The 22,153-nt window shown below is 44.9% G+C and carries 26 protein-coding genes; 25 read left to right on the top strand and 1 reads right to left on the bottom strand.

Annotated features, from left to right (window positions below; genetic code table 11):
• Nucleotides 1–20: 20 nt before the first annotated feature.
• Together nudF and MOB98_RS18010 are read left to right on the top strand one after the other, a co-directional pair.
• Nucleotides 21–578, top strand: a complete 558-nt coding sequence (nudF, locus tag MOB98_RS18015) for an ADP-ribose pyrophosphatase (protein ID WP_268367087.1) — start codon at nucleotides 21–23, stop codon at nucleotides 576–578.
• Nucleotides 575–1,738 (top strand): TIGR00375 family protein, encoded by a 1,164-nt coding sequence (locus tag MOB98_RS18010; RefSeq protein ID WP_268367086.1) that lies wholly within the window; start codon nucleotides 575–577, stop codon nucleotides 1,736–1,738. The genes nudF and MOB98_RS18010 overlap by 4 nt, the downstream gene beginning before the upstream one ends.
• 8 nt (nucleotides 1,739–1,746) lie before the next feature.
• Here the strand turns inward: MOB98_RS18010 and ansR are convergent, their stop codons facing one another.
• Complete coding sequence (gene ansR / locus MOB98_RS18005) at nucleotides 1,747–2,097, bottom strand: HTH-type transcriptional regulator AnsR (protein WP_268367085.1); 351 nt, start codon at nucleotides 2,095–2,097, stop codon at nucleotides 1,747–1,749.
• A gap of 181 nt (nucleotides 2,098–2,278) precedes the next feature.
• Here ansR and ansA point away from each other — a divergent pair, with 181 nt between their 5' ends.
• The 23 genes from ansA (at nucleotide 2,279) to lysA (ending at nucleotide 22,142) form a co-directional block, all read left to right on the top strand.
• Entirely contained in the window at nucleotides 2,279–3,268 is a 990-nt protein-coding gene (ansA, locus tag MOB98_RS18000; RefSeq protein ID WP_268289372.1) for an asparaginase, read from the top strand.
• Between the two features lie 45 nt (nucleotides 3,269–3,313).
• On the top strand, nucleotides 3,314–4,741 hold the full coding sequence (gene aspA / locus MOB98_RS17995) for an aspartate ammonia-lyase (RefSeq protein WP_268289373.1): 1,428 nt from the start codon (nucleotides 3,314–3,316) through the stop codon (nucleotides 4,739–4,741).
• 141 nt (nucleotides 4,742–4,882) lie between these two features.
• Nucleotides 4,883–6,289 carry a malate-H+/Na+-lactate antiporter MleN gene (gene mleN, locus MOB98_RS17990; protein ID WP_268289374.1) on the top strand — a complete coding sequence of 469 codons (1,407 nt, stop codon included), beginning with the start codon at nucleotides 4,883–4,885 and terminating at the stop codon, nucleotides 6,287–6,289.
• A gap of 17 nt (nucleotides 6,290–6,306) precedes the next feature.
• Complete coding sequence (locus tag MOB98_RS17985; protein WP_268289375.1) at nucleotides 6,307–7,626, top strand: NAD-dependent malic enzyme; 1,320 nt, start codon at nucleotides 6,307–6,309, stop codon at nucleotides 7,624–7,626.
• Nucleotides 7,627–7,720: 94 nt separating this feature from the next.
• A complete protein-coding gene (locus tag MOB98_RS17980) occupies nucleotides 7,721–7,936 on the top strand; it encodes a hypothetical protein (RefSeq protein WP_268289376.1) in 216 nt (71 codons plus the stop codon).
• A 100-nt stretch (nucleotides 7,937–8,036) separates the two neighbouring features.
• Nucleotides 8,037–8,681 carry a stage II sporulation protein M gene (gene spoIIM / locus MOB98_RS17975; RefSeq protein WP_268361769.1) on the top strand — a complete coding sequence of 215 codons (645 nt, stop codon included), beginning with the start codon at nucleotides 8,037–8,039 and terminating at the stop codon, nucleotides 8,679–8,681.
• Between the two features lie 112 nt (nucleotides 8,682–8,793).
• Nucleotides 8,794–9,243, top strand: a complete 450-nt coding sequence (gene fur, locus MOB98_RS17970) for a ferric iron uptake transcriptional regulator (RefSeq protein WP_003223972.1) — start codon at nucleotides 8,794–8,796, stop codon at nucleotides 9,241–9,243.
• A 124-nt stretch (nucleotides 9,244–9,367) separates the two neighbouring features.
• Nucleotides 9,368–9,595 (top strand): YqzK family protein, encoded by a 228-nt coding sequence (locus MOB98_RS17965; protein ID WP_268361768.1) that lies wholly within the window; start codon nucleotides 9,368–9,370, stop codon nucleotides 9,593–9,595.
• A 7-nt stretch (nucleotides 9,596–9,602) separates the two neighbouring features.
• The gene (xerD, locus tag MOB98_RS17960) at nucleotides 9,603–10,493 is read left to right on the top strand and encodes a site-specific tyrosine recombinase XerD (RefSeq protein WP_268361766.1); all 891 of its coding nucleotides are present in this window, start codon (nucleotides 9,603–9,605) and stop codon (nucleotides 10,491–10,493) included.
• A gap of 160 nt (nucleotides 10,494–10,653) precedes the next feature.
• Complete coding sequence (gene deoB, locus MOB98_RS17955) at nucleotides 10,654–11,838, top strand: phosphopentomutase (RefSeq protein ID WP_268361763.1); 1,185 nt, start codon at nucleotides 10,654–10,656, stop codon at nucleotides 11,836–11,838.
• A gap of 12 nt (nucleotides 11,839–11,850) precedes the next feature.
• Nucleotides 11,851–12,666, top strand: coding sequence for a purine nucleoside phosphorylase I, inosine and guanosine-specific (locus MOB98_RS17950; RefSeq protein ID WP_268361761.1), 816 nt, complete (start codon nucleotides 11,851–11,853; stop codon nucleotides 12,664–12,666).
• A 156-nt stretch (nucleotides 12,667–12,822) separates the two neighbouring features.
• The gene (dacF, locus tag MOB98_RS17945; protein ID WP_268361758.1) at nucleotides 12,823–13,992 is read left to right on the top strand and encodes a D-alanyl-D-alanine carboxypeptidase DacF; all 1,170 of its coding nucleotides are present in this window, start codon (nucleotides 12,823–12,825) and stop codon (nucleotides 13,990–13,992) included.
• A 95-nt stretch (nucleotides 13,993–14,087) separates the two neighbouring features.
• Nucleotides 14,088–14,441, top strand: a complete 354-nt coding sequence (spoIIAA, locus tag MOB98_RS17940; protein WP_003223957.1) for an anti-sigma F factor antagonist — start codon at nucleotides 14,088–14,090, stop codon at nucleotides 14,439–14,441.
• Nucleotides 14,438–14,878 (top strand): anti-sigma F factor, encoded by a 441-nt coding sequence (gene spoIIAB / locus MOB98_RS17935; protein ID WP_069149810.1) that lies wholly within the window; start codon nucleotides 14,438–14,440, stop codon nucleotides 14,876–14,878. The genes spoIIAA and spoIIAB overlap by 4 nt, the downstream gene beginning before the upstream one ends.
• A gap of 11 nt (nucleotides 14,879–14,889) precedes the next feature.
• Nucleotides 14,890–15,657, top strand: coding sequence for an RNA polymerase sporulation sigma factor SigF (sigF, locus tag MOB98_RS17930; RefSeq protein WP_268361755.1), 768 nt, complete (start codon nucleotides 14,890–14,892; stop codon nucleotides 15,655–15,657).
• A gap of 126 nt (nucleotides 15,658–15,783) precedes the next feature.
• Nucleotides 15,784–16,404, top strand: coding sequence for a stage V sporulation protein SpoVAA (gene spoVAA, locus MOB98_RS17925; protein ID WP_268361752.1), 621 nt, complete (start codon nucleotides 15,784–15,786; stop codon nucleotides 16,402–16,404).
• Nucleotides 16,394–16,819 (top strand): stage V sporulation protein SpoVAB, encoded by a 426-nt coding sequence (spoVAB, locus tag MOB98_RS17920; RefSeq protein WP_003223948.1) that lies wholly within the window; start codon nucleotides 16,394–16,396, stop codon nucleotides 16,817–16,819. The genes spoVAA and spoVAB overlap by 11 nt, the downstream gene beginning before the upstream one ends.
• A 12-nt stretch (nucleotides 16,820–16,831) precedes the next feature.
• Entirely contained in the window at nucleotides 16,832–17,284 is a 453-nt protein-coding gene (spoVAC, locus tag MOB98_RS17915; protein WP_268361749.1) for a stage V sporulation protein AC, read from the top strand.
• Between the two features lie 12 nt (nucleotides 17,285–17,296).
• Entirely contained in the window at nucleotides 17,297–18,313 is a 1,017-nt protein-coding gene (spoVAD, locus tag MOB98_RS17910) for a stage V sporulation protein AD (protein WP_268361746.1), read from the top strand.
• A 1-nt stretch (nucleotide 18,314) separates the two neighbouring features.
• Entirely contained in the window at nucleotides 18,315–18,665 is a 351-nt protein-coding gene (gene spoVAE / locus MOB98_RS17905; protein WP_003223941.1) for a stage V sporulation protein AE, read from the top strand.
• A 7-nt stretch (nucleotides 18,666–18,672) separates the two neighbouring features.
• Complete coding sequence (spoVAEA, locus tag MOB98_RS17900) at nucleotides 18,673–19,290, top strand: stage V sporulation protein SpoVABEA (protein ID WP_268361745.1); 618 nt, start codon at nucleotides 18,673–18,675, stop codon at nucleotides 19,288–19,290.
• On the top strand, nucleotides 19,235–20,716 hold the full coding sequence (locus MOB98_RS17895) for a spore germination protein (protein WP_268361743.1): 1,482 nt from the start codon (nucleotides 19,235–19,237) through the stop codon (nucleotides 20,714–20,716). Before spoVAEA ends, MOB98_RS17895 begins: the two co-directional genes overlap by 56 nt.
• A 106-nt stretch (nucleotides 20,717–20,822) precedes the next feature.
• Nucleotides 20,823–22,142 (top strand): diaminopimelate decarboxylase, encoded by a 1,320-nt coding sequence (gene lysA, locus MOB98_RS17890; protein WP_268361771.1) that lies wholly within the window; start codon nucleotides 20,823–20,825, stop codon nucleotides 22,140–22,142.
• Nucleotides 22,143–22,153 lie beyond the last annotated feature (11 nt).

Genomic DNA, 22,153 nt, shown 5'->3' with positions numbered 1-22,153 from the left:
ACAGAACGGGAGATGAAGAAATGAAACCATTAGAAGAAAAAACAATTGCCAAAGAACAAATTTTTTCAGGGAAAGTCATTGATCTTTTTGTAGAGGACGTTGAACTTCCAAACGGCAAAACGAGTAAACGTGAAATTGTGAAACATCCCGGAGCTGTAGCGGTCTTGGCTCTCACAGATGAAGGGAAAATCATCATGGTGAAACAATTCCGTAAGCCGCTTGAGCGGACGATCGTTGAAATACCAGCCGGAAAGCTTGAAAAAGGGGAGGAGCCGGAGTATACGGCACTTCGGGAGCTAGAAGAGGAAACGGGGTATACAGCGAAAAAACTGACAAAAATCACTGCGTTTTATACATCGCCCGGTTTTGCTGATGAAATTGTCCATGTTTTTCTTGCTGAAGAGCTTTCTGTGCTCGAAGAAAAACGGGAGCTTGATGAGGACGAGTTTGTTGAAGTGATGGAGGTGACGCTTGAAGATGCGCTGAAGCTGGTTGAATCACGTGAGGTATACGATGCTAAAACAGCCTATGCGATTCAGTATCTTCAGCTGAAAGAAGCGCTCCAAGCACAAAAATGAAAAAAATTTACGCAGATTTGCACATTCATATCGGCCGAACCTTTACAGGAAGAGCCGTCAAAATCACAGGCGCCAAAACGTTGACGCTGGACCGGATTTTGGTTGAAGCCAGCGAACATAAAGGAATTGAACTTCTAGGTATTATCGACTGTCATTCTCCAGAGGTCATCCTAGAGCTTGAGGAAGGCTTATCATCTGGAAAGTATCACGAGCTTGACGGCGGTGGGATTCGTTACCGCAGCACGACTCTTTTGTTGGGGAGCGAGCTGGAGATTTATGATGAAGCCTGCAGCGGGCCGATTCATGTGCTCGCCTTTATGCCGACGCTGGCTGATATGAAGCAGTTTTCAAACTGGCTGTCAGCGCGGCTGAAAAATATTCACTTAAGCTCACAGCGGATATATGAAACGGGCTTCAACCTGCAAAAAAAAGTGAAGGAAATGGGCGGGCTGTTTATTCCCGCCCATATCTTTACGCCGCATAAAAGCTTATATGGAAAAGGGGTTAAATCAAGCATAACCGAAGTTTTTGAGCCCTCTATGATAGATGCGGTGGAGCTAGGATTAAGCTGTGATACAGACATGGCATCACACGTATCTGAATTAAATCAGTATACGTTTTTAACAAATTCTGATGCGCATTCGTTAGGGAAAATCGGCAGAGAATATAATGAACTATATGTACAGTCAGCTGATTTTACTGAATTTGCTCTTGCATTAAGGGGACAGGATGACAGAAAAGTTACTGCAAATTACGGCTTGGACCCGTTATTGGGGAAATATTATCAGACGGCTTGCGAAGCGTGCGGAGAACCTGCTGTGAACGGGGAAACAGCGTGTGCGAATTGCGGAAATGCCAGATTTACCAAGGGAGTCAGCGAAAGATTGCGTGAATTGAGTGATCAGGCTGAAGTTCGCGTACCGCGTCCGCGGTATGTTCACCAGATCCCGCTGCAATTTGTTCCGGGTGTCGGTCCGAAAACGCTGGACAAACTAAAAAGAGCCTTCGGAACAGAAATGGCTGTTCTTCATGAGGCTGCAGAAGAAGATTTGGCTCGCGTCGTCCCGCCAAAAACAGCGGCACTAATTGTTAAAGCAAGATCCGGAAAGCTGGAATTGAAAGCCGGAGGGGGAGGAACCTACGGTAAAATTAAACCGTGAGGTAATGATTAACTCATTTCCTCCTGTACTTTTCTCTTTGTCCGGATAAAGGTAATCAACTGGATGATTTCGTCTTCACTCAGCGGCTTGCCATCAACAGTAATGTGAAAGTCAAGGCTGCTCCACGTGGTCAATTCTATGGTCTGAGGGGCAGTCTGCTTTTGTTTCTCGCGGCCCAAAAGTTCATCGCAGGTTGTATCAAAGAGGTCAGCCAGCATGGCAAGCGCCTCAAGCGAAGGCCGGCGGTAGCCTGACTCATAGCCGGCATATGTGCTTTTTGCGATACCCAGAAGGTCAGCTGTATATTGAAGCGACCAATTTTTCTTTTTTCTCAATTCAGTTAAACGATCTAGATTCATGAACTTCCGCTCCTTTTTCACCTTGAGCTGATTATATCATATAGGTATTAGGAAGTGTACGCGAATTGAATAATAATGTCTTGCGTATTTTATTTTCCGTGTCTATAATTGCATTAAAAGTATGCGAAAAGCGAATGCCTTCTCGCAACCCATCTTTAGATACAGTGAAGAGGTGCATGGTATGAAAAAATTATTGATGTTGACAACTGGGGGAACGATTGCCTCGGTTGAAGGGGAAAATGGGCTGGCTCCCGGAGTAAAGGCTGATGAATTATTAAGTTACGTATCAAAACTTGATAACGATTACACGATGGAAACACAGTCGCTTATGAATATAGACAGCACCAATATGCAGCCTGAATACTGGGTGGAAATAGCAGAAGCCGTAAAGGAAAATTATGATGCTTATGACGGTTTTGTTATTACCCACGGTACGGATACAATGGCCTATACATCTGCCGCATTATCGTATATGCTGCAGCATGCCAAAAAGCCGATTGTCATTACTGGCTCGCAGATCCCGATCACATTCCAAAAAACGGACGCCAAAAAAAATATCACGGACGCCATTCGCTTTGCTTGTGAAGGTGTGGGCGGCGTATATGTTGTGTTTGATGGCAGAGTCATCCAAGGAACGCGTGCGATCAAATTAAGAACGAAAAGCTATGACGCATTTGAAAGCATCAATTACCCCTATATCGCTTTTATCAATGAAGACGGGATCGAATACAACAAACAAGTAACGGAACCTGAGAATGCCACTTTCACAGTTGATACTTCACTATGCACAGATGTATGTCTGCTGAAGCTGCATCCGGGCTTAAAGCCTGAAATGTTTGATGCCCTGAAAAGCATGTACAAAGGAATTGTCATTGAGAGCTACGGCAGCGGAGGCGTGCCGTTTGAAGGCAGAGACATTTTATCAAAAGTGAATGAGCTGATCGAAAGCGGCATCGTCGTCGTGATCACAACCCAATGTCTGGAAGAAGGCGAAGACATGAGCATTTACGAGGTCGGCCGCAGAGTCAATCAAGACTTAATTATCCGATCCAGAAATATGAATACAGAAGCAATCGTGCCAAAACTGATGTGGGCACTCGGCCAGTCTTCGGATCTTCCTATTGTCAAAAGAATTATGGAAACGCCGATTGCTGATGACGTTGTCCTGTAAAATATCAGAAACGATAACCATCATAGAGAAAGTAGGTTAAAGATTATGTTAAACGGCCAAAAAGAATATCGCGTGGAAAAAGACTTCCTTGGGGAAAAACAAATTGAGGCGGATGTTTATTACGGAATCCAGACGCTCCGTGCTTCTGAAAACTTCCCGATTACGGGATACAAGATCCATGAAGAAATGATTAACGCACTGGCGATTGTAAAAAAAGCTGCGGCCCTTGCCAACATGGATGTAAAACGGCTGTATGAAGGAATTGGCCAAGCTATCGTACAAGCCGCCGACGAGATTCTGGAAGGCAAATGGCACGATCAGTTTATTGTCGATCCGATTCAGGGCGGCGCCGGAACTTCTATGAACATGAATGCGAACGAGGTTATTGGAAACCGGGCGCTGGAAATCATGGGCCATAAAAAGGGAGACTACATCCATTTAAGCCCAAACACACATGTGAATATGTCACAGTCCACAAATGATGTGTTTCCGACAGCGATTCACATTTCCACACTGAAGCTTTTAGAAAAGCTGCTGAAAACAATGGAAGACATGCATCGTGTATTCAAACAAAAAGCACAGGAATTTGACTCAGTGATTAAAATGGGGCGGACACACCTTCAAGACGCTGTTCCGATTCGCCTCGGCCAGGAATTCGAAGCGTACAGCCGTGTGCTGGAGCGTGATATCAAACGAATCAAGCAGTCACGCCAGCACCTGTATGAGGTCAACATGGGTGCTACTGCTGTCGGCACAGGCCTGAACGCAGATCCTGAATATATCAAACAGGTTGTAAAGCACCTTGCTGATATCAGCGGGCTTCCTCTTGTCGGCGCTGATCATCTTGTTGATGCGACACAAAATACAGATGCCTACACAGAGGTATCAGCTGCACTAAAAGTTTGCATGATGAACATGTCAAAGATCGCAAATGACCTTCGCTTAATGGCATCAGGACCGCGCGCCGGCTTAGCAGAAATTTCTCTGCCTGCACGTCAGCCGGGATCATCTATTATGCCCGGGAAAGTCAATCCGGTAATGGCTGAGCTGATCAACCAAATTGCGTTCCAGGTTATTGGAAACGACAATACAATCTGCCTTGCTTCTGAAGCCGGACAGCTTGAATTGAACGTCATGGAGCCCGTGCTTGTCTTTAATTTGCTTCAATCCATCAGCATCATGAACAACGGCTTCCGTTCATTCACTGACTATTGCTTAAAAGGCATCGAAGCCAATGAAAAACGCTTGAAGCAATACGTTGAAAAAAGCGCAGGAGTGATTACTGCAGTCAATCCGCACCTCGGATATGAAGCAGCAGCCCGAATCGCCCGGGAAGCGATTATGACAGGCCAATCAGTCCGTGATCTTTGTCTGCAGCATGATGTGCTGACAGAAGAGGAATTGGATATTATTTTAAATCCATATGAGATGACAAAGCCAGGGATTGCTGGAAAAGAATTATTAGAAAAATAAAATTTGAACAAAATGCAGCTTATTCATCTCCGAATAGTCGGATGAATAAGCTGTTTACAACATAGGGATGAGGAAGTATAGTATACGTGTTGTACTATTTATTGAAAGCGTTTTAGCTTTTTACATGAAGGGGGACTTCTTTTGAAGGATGTAAGACTGCCAACACTATTCGAAATTATTATTGTACTAGGATCCTTTTTAGCACTTGTCATGTCGTTTACAGTCTTTTTAGACTTGCCGATACAGCTCGCGCTCTTCATTTCCTGGTTTATTGCAATGATTCTCGGTATCAGACTCGGTTATTCTTATAAAGATATGCAAAATGCCATTTTGCATGGAATATCAAACGGTCTTGAAGCCGTTCTGATTCTTGTTTCAGTCGGTGCGCTCATCGGAACGTGGATTGCCGGAGGCGTAGTGCCTACACTGATTTATTATGGATTAGAATTTATTCACCCTAGTATCTTTTTACTGGCAACGTTAATTATTTGTTCAATCATGTCTGTAGCAACAGGAACGTCATGGGGAACGGTCGGAACTGCCGGCATCGCCATGATTGCAATAGGAGAAGGTTTAGGTATTCCGCTTCCACTAGTAGCGGGGGCTATTCTTTCAGGCGCGTATTTCGGGGACAAGCTGTCTCCGCTGTCTGACAGTACAGTTTTGGCTTCTTCACTATCAAAAGTTGATGTATTGGCTCACGTGAGAGCAATGCTTTATTTATCAATACCGGCATATGTCATTACAGCTATACTCTTTACAGTTGTTGGATTTATGTACGGCGGGAAAAATATTGATCTTGATAAAGTCGAATTCTTAAAATCATCTTTGCAAAATACGTTTGACATTCATATTTGGATGCTGATCCCAGCTGTTATCGTCATAGTCTTGTTGGCGATGAAAAAGCCGTCTATGCCGGTTATCGTAATTGGCGCTTTGCTTGGCGCTGTCTGGGCTGTTGTTTTCCAAGGCATGAATCCAGCGGATGCGATTGCAACTGCGTACAACGGCTTTTCTATTAAAACAGATGTTGAATTCTTGAACGGCCTGTTAAATCGCGGTGGAATTGTCGGAATGCTCAGTTCCCTAGTCGTGATTATCTTTGGCCTTGGTTTTGGTGGGCTGCTTGAGAAGCTTGGCGTTCTAAAAGTCATTGTCTCTATGTTTGAAAAGAAATTAACATCAGCCGGCAATGTGACATTGTCTACGCTGATTGTAGCGTTTTTAGCGAACATCTTCGGCTGTGCCATGTATGTATCCCTTATTTTGACGCCGAAGATCATGGAAGACAGCTATGATCGCTTACATCTGGACAGAAGAGTGTTATCACGTAACTCAGAGGTCGGGGGAACATTGACTTCAGGCATGGTGCCTTGGTCTGATAACGGTATTTACATGGCTGGTATTTTAGGTGTTTCTACCTTCTCTTATTTGCCGTTTATGTGGCTCAGTTTTGTCGCAATAGGTCTTGCAATTATCTATGGTTATACAGGAAAATTTATATGGTATACGAAAAACAATACAGTTAAAGCCGAAAAACTAGGCTAATAGGGGAGGATCACTGAATGATAGCGAAACACATGATTCGGACACTGATGATCGAAACGCCTTCGGTTCCCGGAAATCTTGGAAGGGTGGCTACGGCAATCGGCCTTCTGGGCGGGGATATTGGTGAAGTGGAGACGGTAAAAGTCGGACCCAATTACACAATGCGGAATATTACCGTTCAAGTGGAGAATGAAGAACAGCTTCAGGAAGTGATCACGGCCGTTCAGGCTCTGGGAGAAGGGATCAGGCTTCACACCGTATCTGATGAAGTCCTGTCCGCACATGAAGGCGGAAAAATCCAAATGAAAAGCAAAATGCCAATCCGATCACTGGCAGAGCTCGGACGTGTCTATACACCAGGTGTGGCAGACGTGTGCCGCTTAATTGAAAAGGAACCTGAAAAAGCGTCTATCTATACAACGATCAGCAACTCTGTTGCGATTGTAACAGATGGAACGGCCATTCTCGGTCTCGGGAATATCGGCTCTGTCGCAGGCATGCCTGTCATGGAAGGAAAGGCTGCTCTGTTTGATCAGCTGGCGGGTATCAGCGGCATTCCGATATTGCTTGATACAAGTGATCCTGAAGAAATCATCAAAACGGTTAAGCACATTTCTCCAGGTTTTAACGGCATTCTGCTTGAGGATATCGGCTCGCCCCATTGCTTCGAAATCGAAGACCGCCTAAAAGAGGAGCTCAACATCCCTGTTATGCACGATGATCAGCATGGTACAGCCGTTGTGACGCTGGCAGCTGCCATCTCGGCATGCAGGAGTGCGGGAGTTGACCTGAAAGAAGCGAAAGTGGGGCAAATCGGTCTGGGCGCAGCAGGCGTTGCTATCTGCCGGATGTTTATGGCCTATGGCGTGAAAGCTGTTTACGGCACAGACAAATCAGAGGCAGCAATGGACCGTCTCGAACAATACGGCGGACAGGCAGTATCCAGCATCGAGGAGCTCATGGAAGTATGTGACATCGTCGTTGCTACAACAGGAGTTCCAGGGTTAATTAAACCAGCATATGTTCGTACCGGACAGGTGATTTTGGCTTTATCAAATCCGAAGCCGGAAATCGAGCCGGAGGCTGCGCTGCAGGCTGGCGCCGCATATGCAGCGGACGGACGTTCTGTGAATAATGTGCTTGGTTTCCCGGGTATTTTCAGAGGAGCGCTTAACGCGAAAAGCAAGGAGATCAATCATGATATGCTTGTCGCAGCAGCAGAGGCCATCGCAGCCTGCACAAAACAAGGCGATGTGGTCCCTCAGCCGCTCGATTCAAAAGTCCATCATGAGGTAGCAGCCGCGGTCGAGCGTGCAGCTCTTATAACCGTAAGATAAAAGCTTGAACAGCACCTGGCATGACAGGTGCTGTTTTTCATTATGTATCATTTTTGCTATAATCGCTGTGAAAATAGATAAGGGAGTGATCAGCATGGCAAAAAGCCGCGCGAAAAAGAAACGGGAGCATCTGCTTAGAAACGGCGGACGTGACGTATTATTATCAAGAGGGAATTCACCATCGTTCAGCACACATGAAAGAATGACAAAAAGCAAAAAAGAGATATTGAATATAAGAAAGCATAAGAATCCTTATTATCATATGGCATTTGATGATAAGGATTTTTTTGTGCCCCAAAAAGCCGCCTAGCATCCTTCTCTATCGTTTCTTTTTAAAAAAGAGCATGTTTTTCCGTTTCTTTCATACAATCTATTAAATCAAATCACTAGAATGGGCGGGAGGAAACGGTATGCGAAAAATCTCTTATAAAGACATGTTTCTCGGACATGTCAAAGATCATCTCTCTCTTTATATATTTGTCTCAGTCCTGTTTTTCATGGGTGTCATATTCGGAGCGATTATTGTCAACAGCATGACCATCAGCCAGAAGGAAGATTTATATTACTATTTAAGCCAATTCTTCGGACAGCTTTCGGAGGGGAAACAGGCCAGTTCATCTGATATGTTTGGGCAAAGTATCTTTCATAATGTAAAATATTTAGGGCTGATGTGGATATTAGGGATTTCTGTCATTGGGATGCCGATTATTTTTATTATGATCTTTCTGAAAGGAATCGTCGTCGGTTTTACTGTCGGATTTCTCGTCAATCAGATGGGTCTCAACGGTTTTTTCTTATCGTTTATCTCTGTTTTGCCGCAAAATGTGCTGCTTATTCCGGCTTATCTCATTATGGGCACGTGTGCGATTGCGTTTTCTTTAAAGTTAATTAGGCAGCTGTTTGTTAAACGAAGCCTGCACGATGCCCCCATTCAGTGGTTTGGGCGGTATGCTTTCGTGCTGCTGATCATTCTGTTTTTAGCGCTGATCTCCTCTCTCTTTGAAGCATATTTATCTCCTGTGTTAATGGAAAAGCTTACATCGAGACTTTTTTAAAATCATTATTAAAAGAAAATCGTTTTATTTATCAGTTTATAATAATTATAGTTGGAACTCTGCGCGTATTTTGTTATAATGAGTCATGGAATGCGGCGTAGGAGGGAAAGACATGGAAAACCGTATTGATCGAATTAAGAAGCAGTTGCACTCATCCAGCTATAAACTTACGCCTCAGCGTGAAGCAACAGTAAGAGTGCTGCTTGAAAACGAAGAAGACCATTTAAGCGCAGAAGATGTATACCTCCTCGTAAAAGAGAAATCTCCTGAGATTGGTCTTGCAACAGTATACCGTACGCTTGAATTATTAACTGAATTAAAAGTGGTTGATAAAATTAACTTTGGAGACGGAGTGTCCCGTTACGACCTGCGGAAAGAGGGAGCAGCCCACTTTCACCATCACTTGGTGTGCATGGAGTGCGGAGCCGTTGATGAAATTGAAGAAGATTTGCTTGAAGACGTGGAAGAAATCATTGAACGTGATTGGAAATTTAAGATTAAGGATCATAGATTGACGTTTCACGGCATTTGCCACCGCTGTAACGGAAAAGAAACTGAATAGACGGTGCCGAGCGCGAACCTTTTCTCCTGGGGAAAGGGTTTTTTGCTGTTTCTATGTATAAAACCTTTCTGATTTGGCATATGGTTTAAATAACTGGAACCATAGGGAAAGGATCGATTAGGACATGGGAAGATTCCTAAAAACAGCTCTCGATGCACTGAAAGTTTTCATCCTGTTTACCGGTTTTACCGCTCTGTTCTATTATGCTATGATATGGGTGAATCAAGAGTATGAAAACTATCATCGGTACGATAAACCGGAAGGCTCCGCTGTTAAAGTTGTTGAAATGGATCAGGATGAAACAGGCGGATGGTTCGACCGGTTGATCTTTTTTTACCAAAACGGGGAGTAGATCAAGAGTGAGAGATCAAATAAAGGATTTCATCCACTACGTCATGGTAGAGAGAGGGCTTTCCCAAAACACGGTGGTATCCTATGAACGTGACTTGAAAAGCTATTCTCTCTATTTAACAGAAGCCCTTCATGTTACGGATTGGAATCACGTAACCCGTATACATATTATCCAATATTTAAAGCACTTGAAGGACTCGGGGAAATCCGGCAAGACTTCGGCGCGGCATTTGGCATCCATTCGCTCTTTTCACCAGTTTCTGCTCAGGGAAAAGGTGACGGACAAGGATCCTTCCGTTCATATCGAAACACAAAAAACCGAACGGGCGCTTCCGAAGGTGCTCGCACTCCATGAGGTCGAGCGATTATTGGACACGCCAAAGCTGACAAGCCCTTTCGGCTATCGGGATAAAGCAATGCTGGAGCTGCTCTATGCGACGGGCATACGAGTCAGTGAAATGATAGAATTGAAAACAGGAGATGTTCACTTATCCATGGGCTTTGTCCGCTGTTTCGGGAAAGGAAGAAAAGAACGGATTGTGCCAATCGGGGAAGCGGCCGCTTCTGCCATTGAGGAATATATGACAAAAGCCAGGGGGAAACTGCTGAAGAACAATGTGTGTGACGCTCTCTTTTTAAATCATCACGGCAAGCAAATCAGCCGCCAGGGGTTCTGGAAAAACCTGAAGAAAATCGCACTGGAAGCGGGAATTAAAAAGGAGCTGACCCCGCATACGCTCAGGCATTCCTTTGCGACGCATCTGCTTGAGAATGGGGCTGATTTAAGAGCGGTACAGGAAATGCTCGGCCATGCGGATATATCCACCACGCAAATTTATACGCATGTGACGAAAACGAGGCTGAAGGATGTGTACAAGCAGTTTCATCCGCGAGCCTAGCCGCAGGTGGCTGCGGCTTTTTTGTTTAGAACGGCAGAAAATACTGAAGTTTCTCATTATTTCCGAATGCATTGTCAACGGGAATGAAAACGGTTTATACTTGAGTTGTCAGACCTCTTAGCGATACAATAGACGTATAGAAAAAAAGGAGGCTTTCAAAATGCCTGCATACAAATATAATCGTGTGTTTTTAATTGTAATGGACTCAGTCGGAATAGGCGAAGCGCCGGATGCCGCTGACTTTAATGACGAAGGTGCCAACACGCTCGGGCATATTGCCGAGCATATGAATGGATTACATATGCCGAATATGGCAAAACTCGGCCTTGGTCTCATTGGAGATATCAAAGGTGTAGAAAAAACAGAACACCCGCTTGCGTATTATGGAAAAATGCAAGAAGCGTCAAACGGCAAAGATACCATGACGGGACACTGGGAGATTATGGGCTTGTACATTGATAAACCGTTTAAAGTGTTCCCGGAAGGTTTTCCTGATGAACTGCTTCAGGAGCTAGAAAAGAGATCCGGACGCAAAATTATCGGAAACAAACCTGCTTCCGGTACAGCCATTTTGGATGAACTTGGCCAAGAGCACATGGAGACGGGGGCTTTAATTGTATACACATCTGCTGACTCTGTTCTGCAAATTGCCGCTCACGAAGAGATTGTGCCGCTTGAAGAGCTGTACCGCATTTGTGAAACGGCGAGAGAGCTGACGCTTGATCCCAAGTATATGGTAGGCCGCATTATTGCACGGCCTTTCGTCGGAGAGCCGGGACAATTCAAACGGACGCCAAACCGCCATGACTATGCGCTTAAGCCGTTTGACCGCACTGTCATGAATGAATTAAAAGACAGCGGCTTAGATGTGATCTCAATCGGGAAAATCTCTGATATTTATGACGGAGAAGGCATTACTTCTTCACGGAGAACGGTTTCCAATATGGACGGAATGGACAAGGTGATTGATACGCTGGGAGAAGACTTTACGGGTCTGAGCTTTGCGAACCTTGTTGATTTTGATGCTTTATTCGGACACCGCCGTGATCCGGAAGGCTATGGACGCGCGCTTGAGGAATTTGATGCGCGGCTTCCGGAAGTGTTCGAAAAAATGAAAGAAGACGATCTGTTGATTATTACTGCCGACCACGGCAATGATCCGATTCACCACGGAACCGATCATACACGTGAGTACGTGCCGATTCTCGCTTACAGCAAAAAACATAAGAAAGCGCAAATGCTGCCGCTTGCAGATACATTTGCCGATATTGGCGCAACAATCGCCGATAATTTCCAAACAAATAAACCGAAATACGGGAAAAGCTTTTTATCTTTATTACAATAGGGGGACTGTGTCTTGAAAGACAGAATTGAACGCGCAGCGGCTTATATAAAACAAAACCTGCCTGAATCTCCGAAGATCGGCCTTATTTTAGGCTCAGGTCTTGGCATTTTGGCGGACGAAATCGAAAATCCGGTCAAGCTGAAATATGAAGACATACCTGAATTCCCGGTATCCACTGTTGAAGGACATGCCGGACAGCTTGTGCTTGGCACCCTTGAAGGAGTTACCGTCATTGCGATGCAGGGCCGTTTTCATTTTTATGAAGGCTATTCAATGGAGAAAGTGACCTTCCCTGTACGCGTGATGAAAGCGCTTGGCGTGGAAGCGTTGATCGTGACGAATGCCGCTGGCGGCGTCAACACTGAATTCCGTGCGGGAGACTTGATGATCATTACCGATCATATCAACTTTATGGGAACAAACCCGTTAATTGGGCCAAACGAAGCTGATTTCGGCGCCAGATTTCCAGACATGTCATCAGCTTATGACAAAGACCTTTCCAGCCTGGCTGAAAAGATTGCGAAAGATCTTAACATTCCAATTCAAAAAGGCGTGTATACCGCTGTGACAGGACCTTCTTACGAAACACCGGCCGAAGTGCGTTTCTTGAGAACAATGGGCTCTGATGCAGTCGGCATGTCAACTGTACCGGAAGTCATTGTGGCAAATCATGCCGGAATGCGGGTCCTTGGCATTTCCTGCATCTCCAACGCAGCAGCCGGAATTTTGGATCAGCCTTTAAGCCACGATGAGGTCATGGAAGTGACAGAAAAAGTAAAAGCAGGATTCTTGCAGCTTGTGAAAGCGGTCGTCGCTCAGTACGAATAAAAAATTAAATCATAGCAAGATCAAGACAGCTGTGTCTCATGGACGCAGCTGTCTTTTTTTATGCCAAAAAAGATACGAAACATTTTCCATCAGTGGTGTATAAAACCATCCCGCTTGGAAAAAATAAAAAGGATTATGAAATGGAGGGCTTTTGAGATGAAACGTCTTTTATCCACTTTGTTGATTGGTATAATGCTACTTACATTTGCACCGTCTGCATTTGCAAAACAAGACGGAAAACGTACATCGGAGCTAGCTCATGAAGCGAAGTCTGCGGTGCTGATAGAACGTGACACAGGAAAAGTGCTTTACAACAAAAACAGCAATGAGAGACTGGCGCCTGCAAGCATGACGAAAATTATGACGATGCTTTTAATTATGGAAGCTTTAGATGAAGGCAAAATCAAAATGAGTGATAAGGTCCGTACAAGTGAGCATGCGGCTTCAATGGGCGGCTCACAGATCTTCCTCGAGCCCGGTGAGGAAATGACTGTCAAAGAAATGCTCAAAGGCATCGCAATCGCATCGGGAAATGACGCTTCCGTAGCGATGGCTGAATTTATTTCCGGCTCTGAAGAAGAATTTGTGAAGAAGATGAACAAAAAAGCTAAAGAGCTGGGCTTGAAAAACACATCCTTCAAAAACCCGACCGGATTGACCGAGGAAGGGCATTACAGCTCTGCTTATGACATGGCAATCATGGCTAAGGAATTACTGAAATACGAATCAATAACGAAATTTACCGGCACGTATGAAGATTACCTGCGCGAAAATACTGACAAAAAGTTTTGGCTGGTCAATACGAATCGGCTTATCAAGTTTTATCCTGGCGTAGACGGCGTAAAAACAGGCTATACAGGAGAAGCAAAATATTGCTTAACTGCTTCGGCTAAAAAAGGAAACATGCGGGCCATTGCGGTTGTGTTCGGGGCGAGCACACCTAAAGAAAGAAACGCGCAAGTAACAAAAATGCTTGATTTCGCTTTTAGTCAATATGAAACGCATCCTTTATATAAACGAAATGAAACAGTCGCAAAAGTACAGGTCAAAAAAGGAAAACAAAAATTTGTCGAACTTACGACATCTGAGCCGATTTCAATATTGACGAAAAAAGGCGAGGATATGAAAAACGTGAAAAAAGAAATCAAAATGAATGACAATGTCAGTGCTCCGATTCAAAAAGGCCAAGAGCTTGGCACTCTTATCCTGAAAAAGGATGGAGAAGTGCTCGCTGAAAGCCCTGTTGCTGCTAAAGAAGATATGAAGAAAGCCGGGTTCTTAACATTCTTGAAGCGAACGATGGGAGACTGGACAAAATTTAAGTAAATATGCCGAATGACCACTAGTTTTGTCACGGTGAAGGAATTCATTCCGTCGAAATCGAAACACTCATTATCCGATCATATCAAGGAGGAATGAGCATGAGCCTTGGAATTGACATGCATGTCAAAGAATCTGTGCTTTGTATTCGATTAACAGGCGAACTCGATCACCATACGGCCGAAACGTTAAAACAAAAAGTGACTCAATCATTGGAGAAGGATGATATTCGCCATATCGTGCTGAATCTGGAGGACCTTTCCTTTATGGACAGCTCAGGGCTTGGCGTTATTTTAGGAAGATACAAGCAAATTAAGCAAATTGGCGGAGAAATGGTCGTTTGCGCTATCTCTCCTGCGGTGAAACGGTTGTTTGATATGTCGGGTCTGTTTAAAATTATCCGATTTGAACAATCTGAGCAGCAGGCGCTGCTGACGCTGGGGGTGGCATCATGAAAAATGAAATGCATCTTGAGTTTTCTGCCCTCAGCCAGAATGAATCATTCGCCCGTGTGACAGTTGCTTCATTTATTGCCCAGCTAGATCCGACAATGGACGAACTGACCGAAATCAAAACAGTTGTGTCAGAGGCGGTGACGAACGCCATTATCCATGGATATGAAGAGAACAGTGACGGGAAGGTTTACATTTCAGTGACGCTGGAAGATCATGTCGTATACATGACCATTCGTGATGAAGGCTTGGGCATTACAGATCTTGAAGAAGCCCGCCAGCCCTTATTCACGACGAAGCCTGAGCTTGAGCGGTCTGGAATGGGCTTTACCATTATGGAAAATTTCATGGATGATGTCAGTATCGATTCATCGCCCGAGATGGGAACGACGATTCGCTTAACAAAGCACTTATCAAAAAGCAAAGCGCTTTGTAATTAAGGAGATTTGTTATGGATGTGGAGGTTAAGAAAAACGGCAAAAACGCTCAGCTGAAGGATCATGAAGTAAAGGAATTAATCAAACAAAGCCAAAATGGCGACCAGCAGGCAAGAGACCTCCTCATAGAAAAAAACATGCGTCTTGTTTGGTCAGTCGTACAGCGGTTTTTAAACAGAGGGTACGAGCCTGACGATCTCTTCCAGATCGGCTGCATCGGGCTGTTAAAATCTGTTGACAAATTTGATTTAACCTATGATGTGCGTTTTTCAACGTATGCAGTGCCGATGATTATCGGTGAAATTCAGCGCTTTATCCGTGATGACGGAACTGTAAAGGTGTCAAGGTCATTAAAAGAGCTTGGAAACAAAATCCGGCGCGCGAAGGACGAGCTATCAAAAACACTGGGAAGAGTGCCGACAGTGCAGGAGATCGCCGACCATTTGGAGATTGAAGCAGAAGATGTCGTACTTGCACAAGAGGCGGTAAGGGCTCCGTCTTCGATTCACGAAACCGTTTATGAGAATGACGGAGATCCGATCACCCTGCTCGATCAAATTGCTGACAACTCAGAGGAAAAATGGTTTGACAAGATTGCGCTGAAAGAAGCGATCAGCGATTTGGAGGAAAGGGAAAAATTAATCGTCTATCTCAGGTATTATAAAGACCAGACACAATCCGAGGTGGCTGAGCGGCTCGGGATTTCTCAAGTGCAGGTTTCCAGGCTTGAAAAGAAAATATTAAAACAGATCAAGATTCAAATGGATCATACAGAAAGCTAGTCTGCGATGCAGGCTGGCTTTTTTGTGTGCAAAAGCGTGGTAATTTATGGTCTTTTCGAGCGGATGAATGAGAACAAAATCGAACCACATACTACATATATAACCACCGAAAGATGGTGATCAATGATGGAACGACGTATATTTATCCGACTTCGCCACCGGGTGCTGGCCCACCCGGGTGATATCATCACGGTTGGAGATGCAGCGCAAATTGAAGGGCAGCTTCAGCTGAAAAAGAAACTTGCAGCTATGCCGCTTTATCAGGTGAGCGAAAAGGATAAAAATATCGTAATTCTGGATATCATACAAGTCCTCAAAGCCATTCATATACAAGATCCGACACTTGATGTTCAAACGGTAGGCGGAGCAGAAACCATTGTTGAAATCCAGTACCGGAAACGGCAAATATCAACGGTTCTGTTTATCGGTGTCTGGCTGCTTCTGTTTATCGGATCGTGTCTTGCTATCATGAACTTTCATGAGGATGTCAGCATGAGAGATGTTCATATCGCACTTTATGAAATCATTACCGGAGAGAGGAATGACTATCCATATTTGCTTCAAATCCCATACAGCATCGGCTTGGGACTGGGGATGATCGTGTTTTTTAACCACATATTTAAAAAGCGCCTTAACGAAGAGCCCAGCCCGCTGGAGGTTGAGATGTTTAACTATCAGCTTGACCTCGACCAATATGTGGCCATGCATGAGAATCAAGAAACAATAAAGGATCTGCATGATCGTTAGTGTATTGTTCATTATTTTTGTCGGGCTCGGCGGAGGCATCACGGTGGGGGCTGGCTTCGTTGCTTTTTTAACCGTAATGGGGATCATTCCGCGGCTGATGCAGCTCACCAAAACGATGAGATTCGTTCAGGCTTATGAAGCGGCTGTTATTCTTGGCGCGGTTTGCGGGGGATGGGAGACGCTTCATATGAACCATCTTTTTTTAACAAAATGGATTGCCGTACCGGTCGGGCTGCTGGCAGGTGTGTTTGTCGGAATGCTTGCGGCTGCCCTTACAGAGGTATTAAATGTTCTGCCGATATTAGCAAAACGCATCGGGCTCAGAAGTAAAATCATTATTCTGTTAATGGCCATCGTGATTGGGAAAATCGCGGGATCTTTATTTCACTGGCTATATTTTATTGACCATTCATAAGGAGGTTTCAAGATGACAAACATAAAAGAAAACTACAAATCAAAAGTAAAAACGTATCAGCCTAAGCCGCCTTACGTCTGGAACTGTGTCAAAGCCTTTCTGGTAGGCGGTCTGATCTGTATGATCGGGCAAGGTCTGCAGAATTTTTATATCCATTTTTTTGATTTTAATGAAAAAACAGCGGGAAATCCAACGGCGGCAACGCTGATATTAGTATCAGCCCTGCTTACTGGATTCGGCATCTATGACAGAATCGGACAGTTTGCAGGCGCCGGCTCAGCCGTACCGGTCACAGGTTTTGCCAACAGCATGGCAAGCGCGGCTCTTGAATATAAAAGCGAGGGGTTAGTGCTTGGGGTAGCGACAAACATGTTTAAACTCGCGGGTAATGTCATCGTTTTCGGTGTTGTGGCTGCTTACATCGTCGGAATGATTCGGTTTGCTTTTGAGAAACTGATGTCATAGGAGGAAATGAAAATGAAATTAACAGGAAAGCAAACCTGGGTATTCGAAAATCCCTTATTTGTCAATTCAGCTGGAACAGCAGCAGGGCCAAAGGAAAAAGACGGCCCGCTTGGCTCTTTATATGATAAAACCTATGACGAAATGCACTGTAATCAAAAAAGCTGGGAAATGGCTGAACGGCAGCTGATGGAAGATGCTGTGAATACAGCGCTTCAAAAAAATAATCTGACAATAGATGATATTGATTTATTGCTGGCAGGCGATTTGCTAAACCAAAACGTAACGGCCAACTATGTGGCAAGACACTTAAAAATTCCGTTCCTTTGTATGTTTGGCGCCTGTTCAACATCTATGGAAACGGTGGCTGTCGCATCAGCTTTAGTGGACGGTGGGTTTGCCAAGAGGGCAATCGCTGCCACCAGCAGTCATAATGCCACAGCGGAAAGACAGTTTCGCTATCCGACGGAATACGGTGGTCAAAAACCGGACACTGCCACCTCCACGGTAACCGGAAGCGGAGCTGTTGTCATCAGTCAGACACCAAGTGATATCCAAATCACAAGCGCGACTGTCGGAAAGGTTTCTGACTTAGGAATTACAGATCCGTTTGATATGGGATCAGCCATGGCTCCGGCTGCAGCTGATACGATTAAGCAGCATTTTAAAGACCTGAACCGGACAGCGGATGACTATGATCTTATCCTGACAGGTGACCTTTCCGGCGTCGGATCTCCCATCGTGAAAGACATTTTAAAAGAAGACGGTTATCCGGTTGGCACAAAGCATGATGATTGCGGGCTTTTGGTTTATACACCAGATCAGCAGGTCTTTGCCGGAGGGAGCGGCTGTGCTTGTTCAGCAATTGTCACCTACTCTCACATTTTTAAGCAGCTGAGAGAAGGAAAGTTAAACCGTGTATTTGTCGTGGCGACCGGGGCGCTGTTAAGCCCGACAATGATTCAGCAAAAAGAAACCATCCCGACTATTGCCCACGGGGTTGTATTTGAGCGTGCAGGAGGTGCATCTTAACATGGATTACCTTTTGGCTTTTGTATGCGGCGGGGCCATTTGTATTGTCGGCCAGCTGCTGTTAGACATATTTAAATTAACGCCAGCCCACGTCATGACATCCTTTGTCGTTATCGGGGCGATTTTAGATGGATTTGGCATTTACGATAAATTTATTGAATTTGCCGGAGGGGGCGCCACCGTTCCGATTGTCAGCTTTGGCCACAGTCTTCTGCATGGTGCCATGCATCAGGCGCACATACACGGATTTATTGGAATCGGCATGGGGATTTTTGAGCTGACCTCTGCTGGTATCTCAGCCGCCATTCTCTTCGCCTTTCTCGTAGCTGTTATTTTCAAACCGAAAGGATAATGCCGACATGACGACAAAGCGAAAGGTCATACTGGTAACAGACGGGGACGTATATGCCGCTAAAACAATTGAATATGCCGCAAGCCAAGTGGGGGGGCGATGTATTTCGCAATCAAAGGGCAACCCCTCCATCCGCAGCGGTGCAGAGCTTGTTAAGCTGATCACCTCAGCACCATATGATCCCGTATTTGTCATGTTTGACGACTCAGGCCTACAAGGAGAGGGTCCGGGAGAAACCGCTCTGACCTATGTTGCCACCCATCCGTCAATTGAAGTGCTCGGTGTGATTGCGGTTGCTTCAAAAACCCACCAGGCTGAATGGACCAGAGTTGACGTAAGCATTGACCGCAATGGAGAAATAACAGAATATGGCGTCGATAAAGTCGGAGAACGGGAATTTGATGAACACAGAATGAACGGGGACACTGTCTATTGCCTTGATAAACTTGATCTGCCGCTTATTGTCGGTATCGGAGATATTGGCAAAATGGGCAGAAAAGACGATATCTCAAGAGGGTCGCCCATCACCATGAAAGCGGTCGAGTTTATTTTAGAAAGGAGCGGGTATCATGCCGGACCAAACGAAAGACCAAATCCGGGTTTATCGGAATCCAGCCAAAAATGAAGCGTACTTCAAAAATCGTGTTGGGATGGGAGCGAGCTATGATGTGGGTGTTCGCAAGCTCACCATTTTGGACAAAGAAATCCAGCTTTACTATCTGAATGGATTATGTGATACAGCGTACATTATTCATTTAATGAGAGAGCTTGTCGCCATTAATAATCGGAAAGAAGATTCTGATAAGCTGATCGATATCGTCGAAAACAGGCTGCTTAACGCCCAGGTTGAAAAAGTAAAAACGCTGGATGAAACCACTGATCAGGTGCTCTCCGGACTGGTTGCAGTCATTGTGGAAGATGCAGGCTTCGCGTTTATTATTGATGTTAGAAGCTATCCGGGCAGAAATCCGGAAGAACCTGATACGGAAAAGGTGGTCAGGGGAGCCAGAGACGGATTTGTTGAAAATATCGTCGTCAATACAGCCCTTCTCAGAAGGCGGATCAGAGACGAACGTCTTCGCATCAAGATGACAAAGGTCGGCGAGCGGTCAAAAACGGATCTGAGCATTTGTTATATAGAAGATATTGCAGATCCAGATCTGGTTGACATCGTGGAGAAAGAAGTTGCTGCGATTGACGTCGACGGATTAACAATGGCAGACAAAACAGTCGAGGAATTCATTATTAAACAAGGCTATAACCCATATCCGCTTGTCCGCTATACTGAAAGACCCGATGTCGCGGCCAATCATGTGCTTGAGGGTCATGTCATCATCATGGTTGATACATCGCCGAGTGTAATTATCACCCCGACGACTTTGTTCCACCATGTCCAGCATGCTGAAGAATATAGGCAGGCTCCTACAGTCGGTACTTTTTTAAGATGGGTAAGATTTTTCGGAATCATTGCATCCACTATATTTCTCCCGATCTGGTTTCTCTTTGTGCTGCAGCCTGACCTGCTGCCCGAGAATATGAAATTTATCGGTTTAAATAAGAATACGCATATCCCGATCATCCTGCAGATATTCTTAGCAGACTTAGGGATCGAATTTCTCAGGATGGCTGCGATTCATACCCCGACAGCTTTATCGACGGCAATGGGTATTATTGCCGCAGTGCTGATCGGTCAAATTGCAATTGAAGTCGGCCTGTTTTCGCCAGAGGTAATTCTATACGTCTCACTTGCGGCAATTGGAACTTTCGCGACCCCTAGTTATGAATTAAGCTTGGCAAACAAAATGGGCCGTCTTGCTCTCATGATACTCGTTGCCATATTTCACATAAAAGGGCTCGTTATTGGATTCACAGTACTAATTATTGCCATGGCCAGCATCAAATCTCTCCAGACACCGTACTTATGGCCGCTAATTCCCTTTAACGGCAAGGCGCTGTGGCAGGTACTGATCCGCACAGCAAAACCTGGTGCAAAAGTAAGACCCAGTATCGTTCACCCAAGAAATCGCTTAAGACAACCTACCAATTCATAATCGCATTGAAACTGACTGAAGAGTATGATAATGTATGTCTTAATTATGAAGGGGCAGTCTATAAAACTGTCCTTTTCACCCATAAGCGGAGAAAGAGGGAATGACATTGTTCTTACATGGCACAAGCAGACAAAATCAACATGGGCATTTAGAAATCGGAGGTGTGGACGCTCTTTATTTAGCGCAAAAATATGGAACACCTCTTTACGTATATGATGTGGCTTTAATACGTGAGCGTGCTAAAAGCTTTAAGCAGGCATTTATTACTGCAGGCCTGAAAGCACAGGTGGCATATGCGAGCAAAGCGTTCTCATCAGTTGCAATGATTCAGCTCGCTGAGGAAGAGGGACTATCTTTAGATGTCGTGTCCGGGGGAGAGCTTTATACCGCTGTTGCTGCAGGCTTTCCAGCAGAACGCATTCACTTTCATGGGAATAACAAGAGCAGGGAAGAACTGCGGATGGCACTTGAGCATCGCATCGGCTGCATTGTGGTGGATAATTTCTATGAAATTTCGCTATTGGAAGACCTATGTGAAGAAACGGGGCACTCCATCGATGTTCTTTTGCGGATCACGCCTGGAGTAGAAGCACATACGCATGACTACATTACAACGGGTCAGGAAGATTCAAAGTTTGGATTCGACCTGCACAACGGACAAACTGAACGGGCGATTGAGCAAGTCTTACAATCAGGACATATTCAGCTGCTCGGTGTCCATTGTCATATCGGTTCGCAAATTTTTGATACGGCCGGTTTTGTGTTAGCTGCGGAAAAAATCTTTAAAAAACTGGACGAGTGGAGAGAATCATACTCATTTGTATCCAAGGTTTTGAATCTAGGAGGAGGTTTCGGCATCCGTTATACGGAAGACGATGAACCGCTTCACGCCACTGAATACGTGGAAAAAATTATCGAAGCTGTGAAAGAAAATGCTGCCCGATACGGTTTTGACATTCCGGAAATTTGGATCGAGCCGGGCCGTTCTCTCGTGGGAGACGCAGGCACAACCCTTTATACGGTTGGCTCTCAAAAAGAAGTGCCGGGTGTTCGTCAGTATGTGGCTGTAGACGGAGGCATGAATGACAATATTCGTCCTGCACTCTACCAGGCTAAATATGAAGCTGCGACAGCCAATCGTATCGGTGAAGCACATGACCAAACGGTATCGATTGCCGGAAAGTGCTGTGAAAGCGGTGATATGCTGATTTGGGATATTGACCTGCCAGAAGTAAAAGAAGGTGATCTTCTTGCCGTTTTTTGTACAGGCGCTTATGGATACAGCATGGCCAACAATTACAATCGAATCCCAAGACCTGCCGTTGTATTTGTAGAAAATGGCGAGGACCATTTAGTCGTAAAGAGAGAAACATACGAGGATATCGTGAAACTTGACCTGCCCTTTAAAACGAGTGTGAAGCAATAAAAAAGCGCCGA

The sequence above is a fragment of the Bacillus sp. N13C7 genome, from assembly GCF_026790065.1.
Classification (GTDB): Bacteria; Bacillota; Bacilli; order Bacillales; family Bacillaceae; genus Bacillus.
The sequence above is the reverse complement of the archived record's forward strand: the minus strand, read 5'-3'. Positions and strand labels throughout refer to the sequence as shown.

Excerpts from the sequence above, each read along its gene's own strand:
- nudF (WP_268367087.1), top strand. The coding sequence starts at position 21 with ATGAAACCATTAGAAGAAAAAACAATTGCCAAAGAACAAATTTTTTCA.
- MOB98_RS18010 (WP_268367086.1), top strand. The coding sequence starts at position 575 with ATGAAAAAAATTTACGCAGATTTGCACATTCATATCGGCCGAACCTTT.
- ansR (WP_268367085.1), bottom strand. The coding sequence starts at position 2,097 with ATGAATCTAGATCGTTTAACTGAATTGAGAAAAAAGAAAAATTGGTCG.
- ansA (WP_268289372.1), top strand. The coding sequence starts at position 2,279 with ATGAAAAAATTATTGATGTTGACAACTGGGGGAACGATTGCCTCGGTT.
- aspA (WP_268289373.1), top strand. The coding sequence starts at position 3,314 with ATGTTAAACGGCCAAAAAGAATATCGCGTGGAAAAAGACTTCCTTGGG.
- MOB98_RS17985 (WP_268289375.1), top strand. The coding sequence starts at position 6,307 with ATGATAGCGAAACACATGATTCGGACACTGATGATCGAAACGCCTTCG.
- MOB98_RS17980 (WP_268289376.1), top strand. The coding sequence starts at position 7,721 with ATGGCAAAAAGCCGCGCGAAAAAGAAACGGGAGCATCTGCTTAGAAAC.
- spoIIM (WP_268361769.1), top strand. The coding sequence starts at position 8,037 with ATGCGAAAAATCTCTTATAAAGACATGTTTCTCGGACATGTCAAAGAT.
- fur (WP_003223972.1), top strand. The coding sequence starts at position 8,794 with ATGGAAAACCGTATTGATCGAATTAAGAAGCAGTTGCACTCATCCAGC.
- MOB98_RS17965 (WP_268361768.1), top strand. The coding sequence starts at position 9,368 with ATGGGAAGATTCCTAAAAACAGCTCTCGATGCACTGAAAGTTTTCATC.
- deoB (WP_268361763.1), top strand. The coding sequence starts at position 10,654 with ATGCCTGCATACAAATATAATCGTGTGTTTTTAATTGTAATGGACTCA.
- dacF (WP_268361758.1), top strand. The coding sequence starts at position 12,823 with ATGAAACGTCTTTTATCCACTTTGTTGATTGGTATAATGCTACTTACA.
- spoIIAA (WP_003223957.1), top strand. The coding sequence starts at position 14,088 with ATGAGCCTTGGAATTGACATGCATGTCAAAGAATCTGTGCTTTGTATT.
- spoIIAB (WP_069149810.1), top strand. The coding sequence starts at position 14,438 with ATGAAAAATGAAATGCATCTTGAGTTTTCTGCCCTCAGCCAGAATGAA.
- sigF (WP_268361755.1), top strand. The coding sequence starts at position 14,890 with ATGGATGTGGAGGTTAAGAAAAACGGCAAAAACGCTCAGCTGAAGGAT.
- spoVAA (WP_268361752.1), top strand. The coding sequence starts at position 15,784 with ATGGAACGACGTATATTTATCCGACTTCGCCACCGGGTGCTGGCCCAC.
- spoVAB (WP_003223948.1), top strand. The coding sequence starts at position 16,394 with ATGATCGTTAGTGTATTGTTCATTATTTTTGTCGGGCTCGGCGGAGGC.
- spoVAC (WP_268361749.1), top strand. The coding sequence starts at position 16,832 with ATGACAAACATAAAAGAAAACTACAAATCAAAAGTAAAAACGTATCAG.
- spoVAD (WP_268361746.1), top strand. The coding sequence starts at position 17,297 with ATGAAATTAACAGGAAAGCAAACCTGGGTATTCGAAAATCCCTTATTT.
- spoVAE (WP_003223941.1), top strand. The coding sequence starts at position 18,315 with ATGGATTACCTTTTGGCTTTTGTATGCGGCGGGGCCATTTGTATTGTC.
- spoVAEA (WP_268361745.1), top strand. The coding sequence starts at position 18,673 with ATGACGACAAAGCGAAAGGTCATACTGGTAACAGACGGGGACGTATAT.
- MOB98_RS17895 (WP_268361743.1), top strand. The coding sequence starts at position 19,235 with ATGCCGGACCAAACGAAAGACCAAATCCGGGTTTATCGGAATCCAGCC.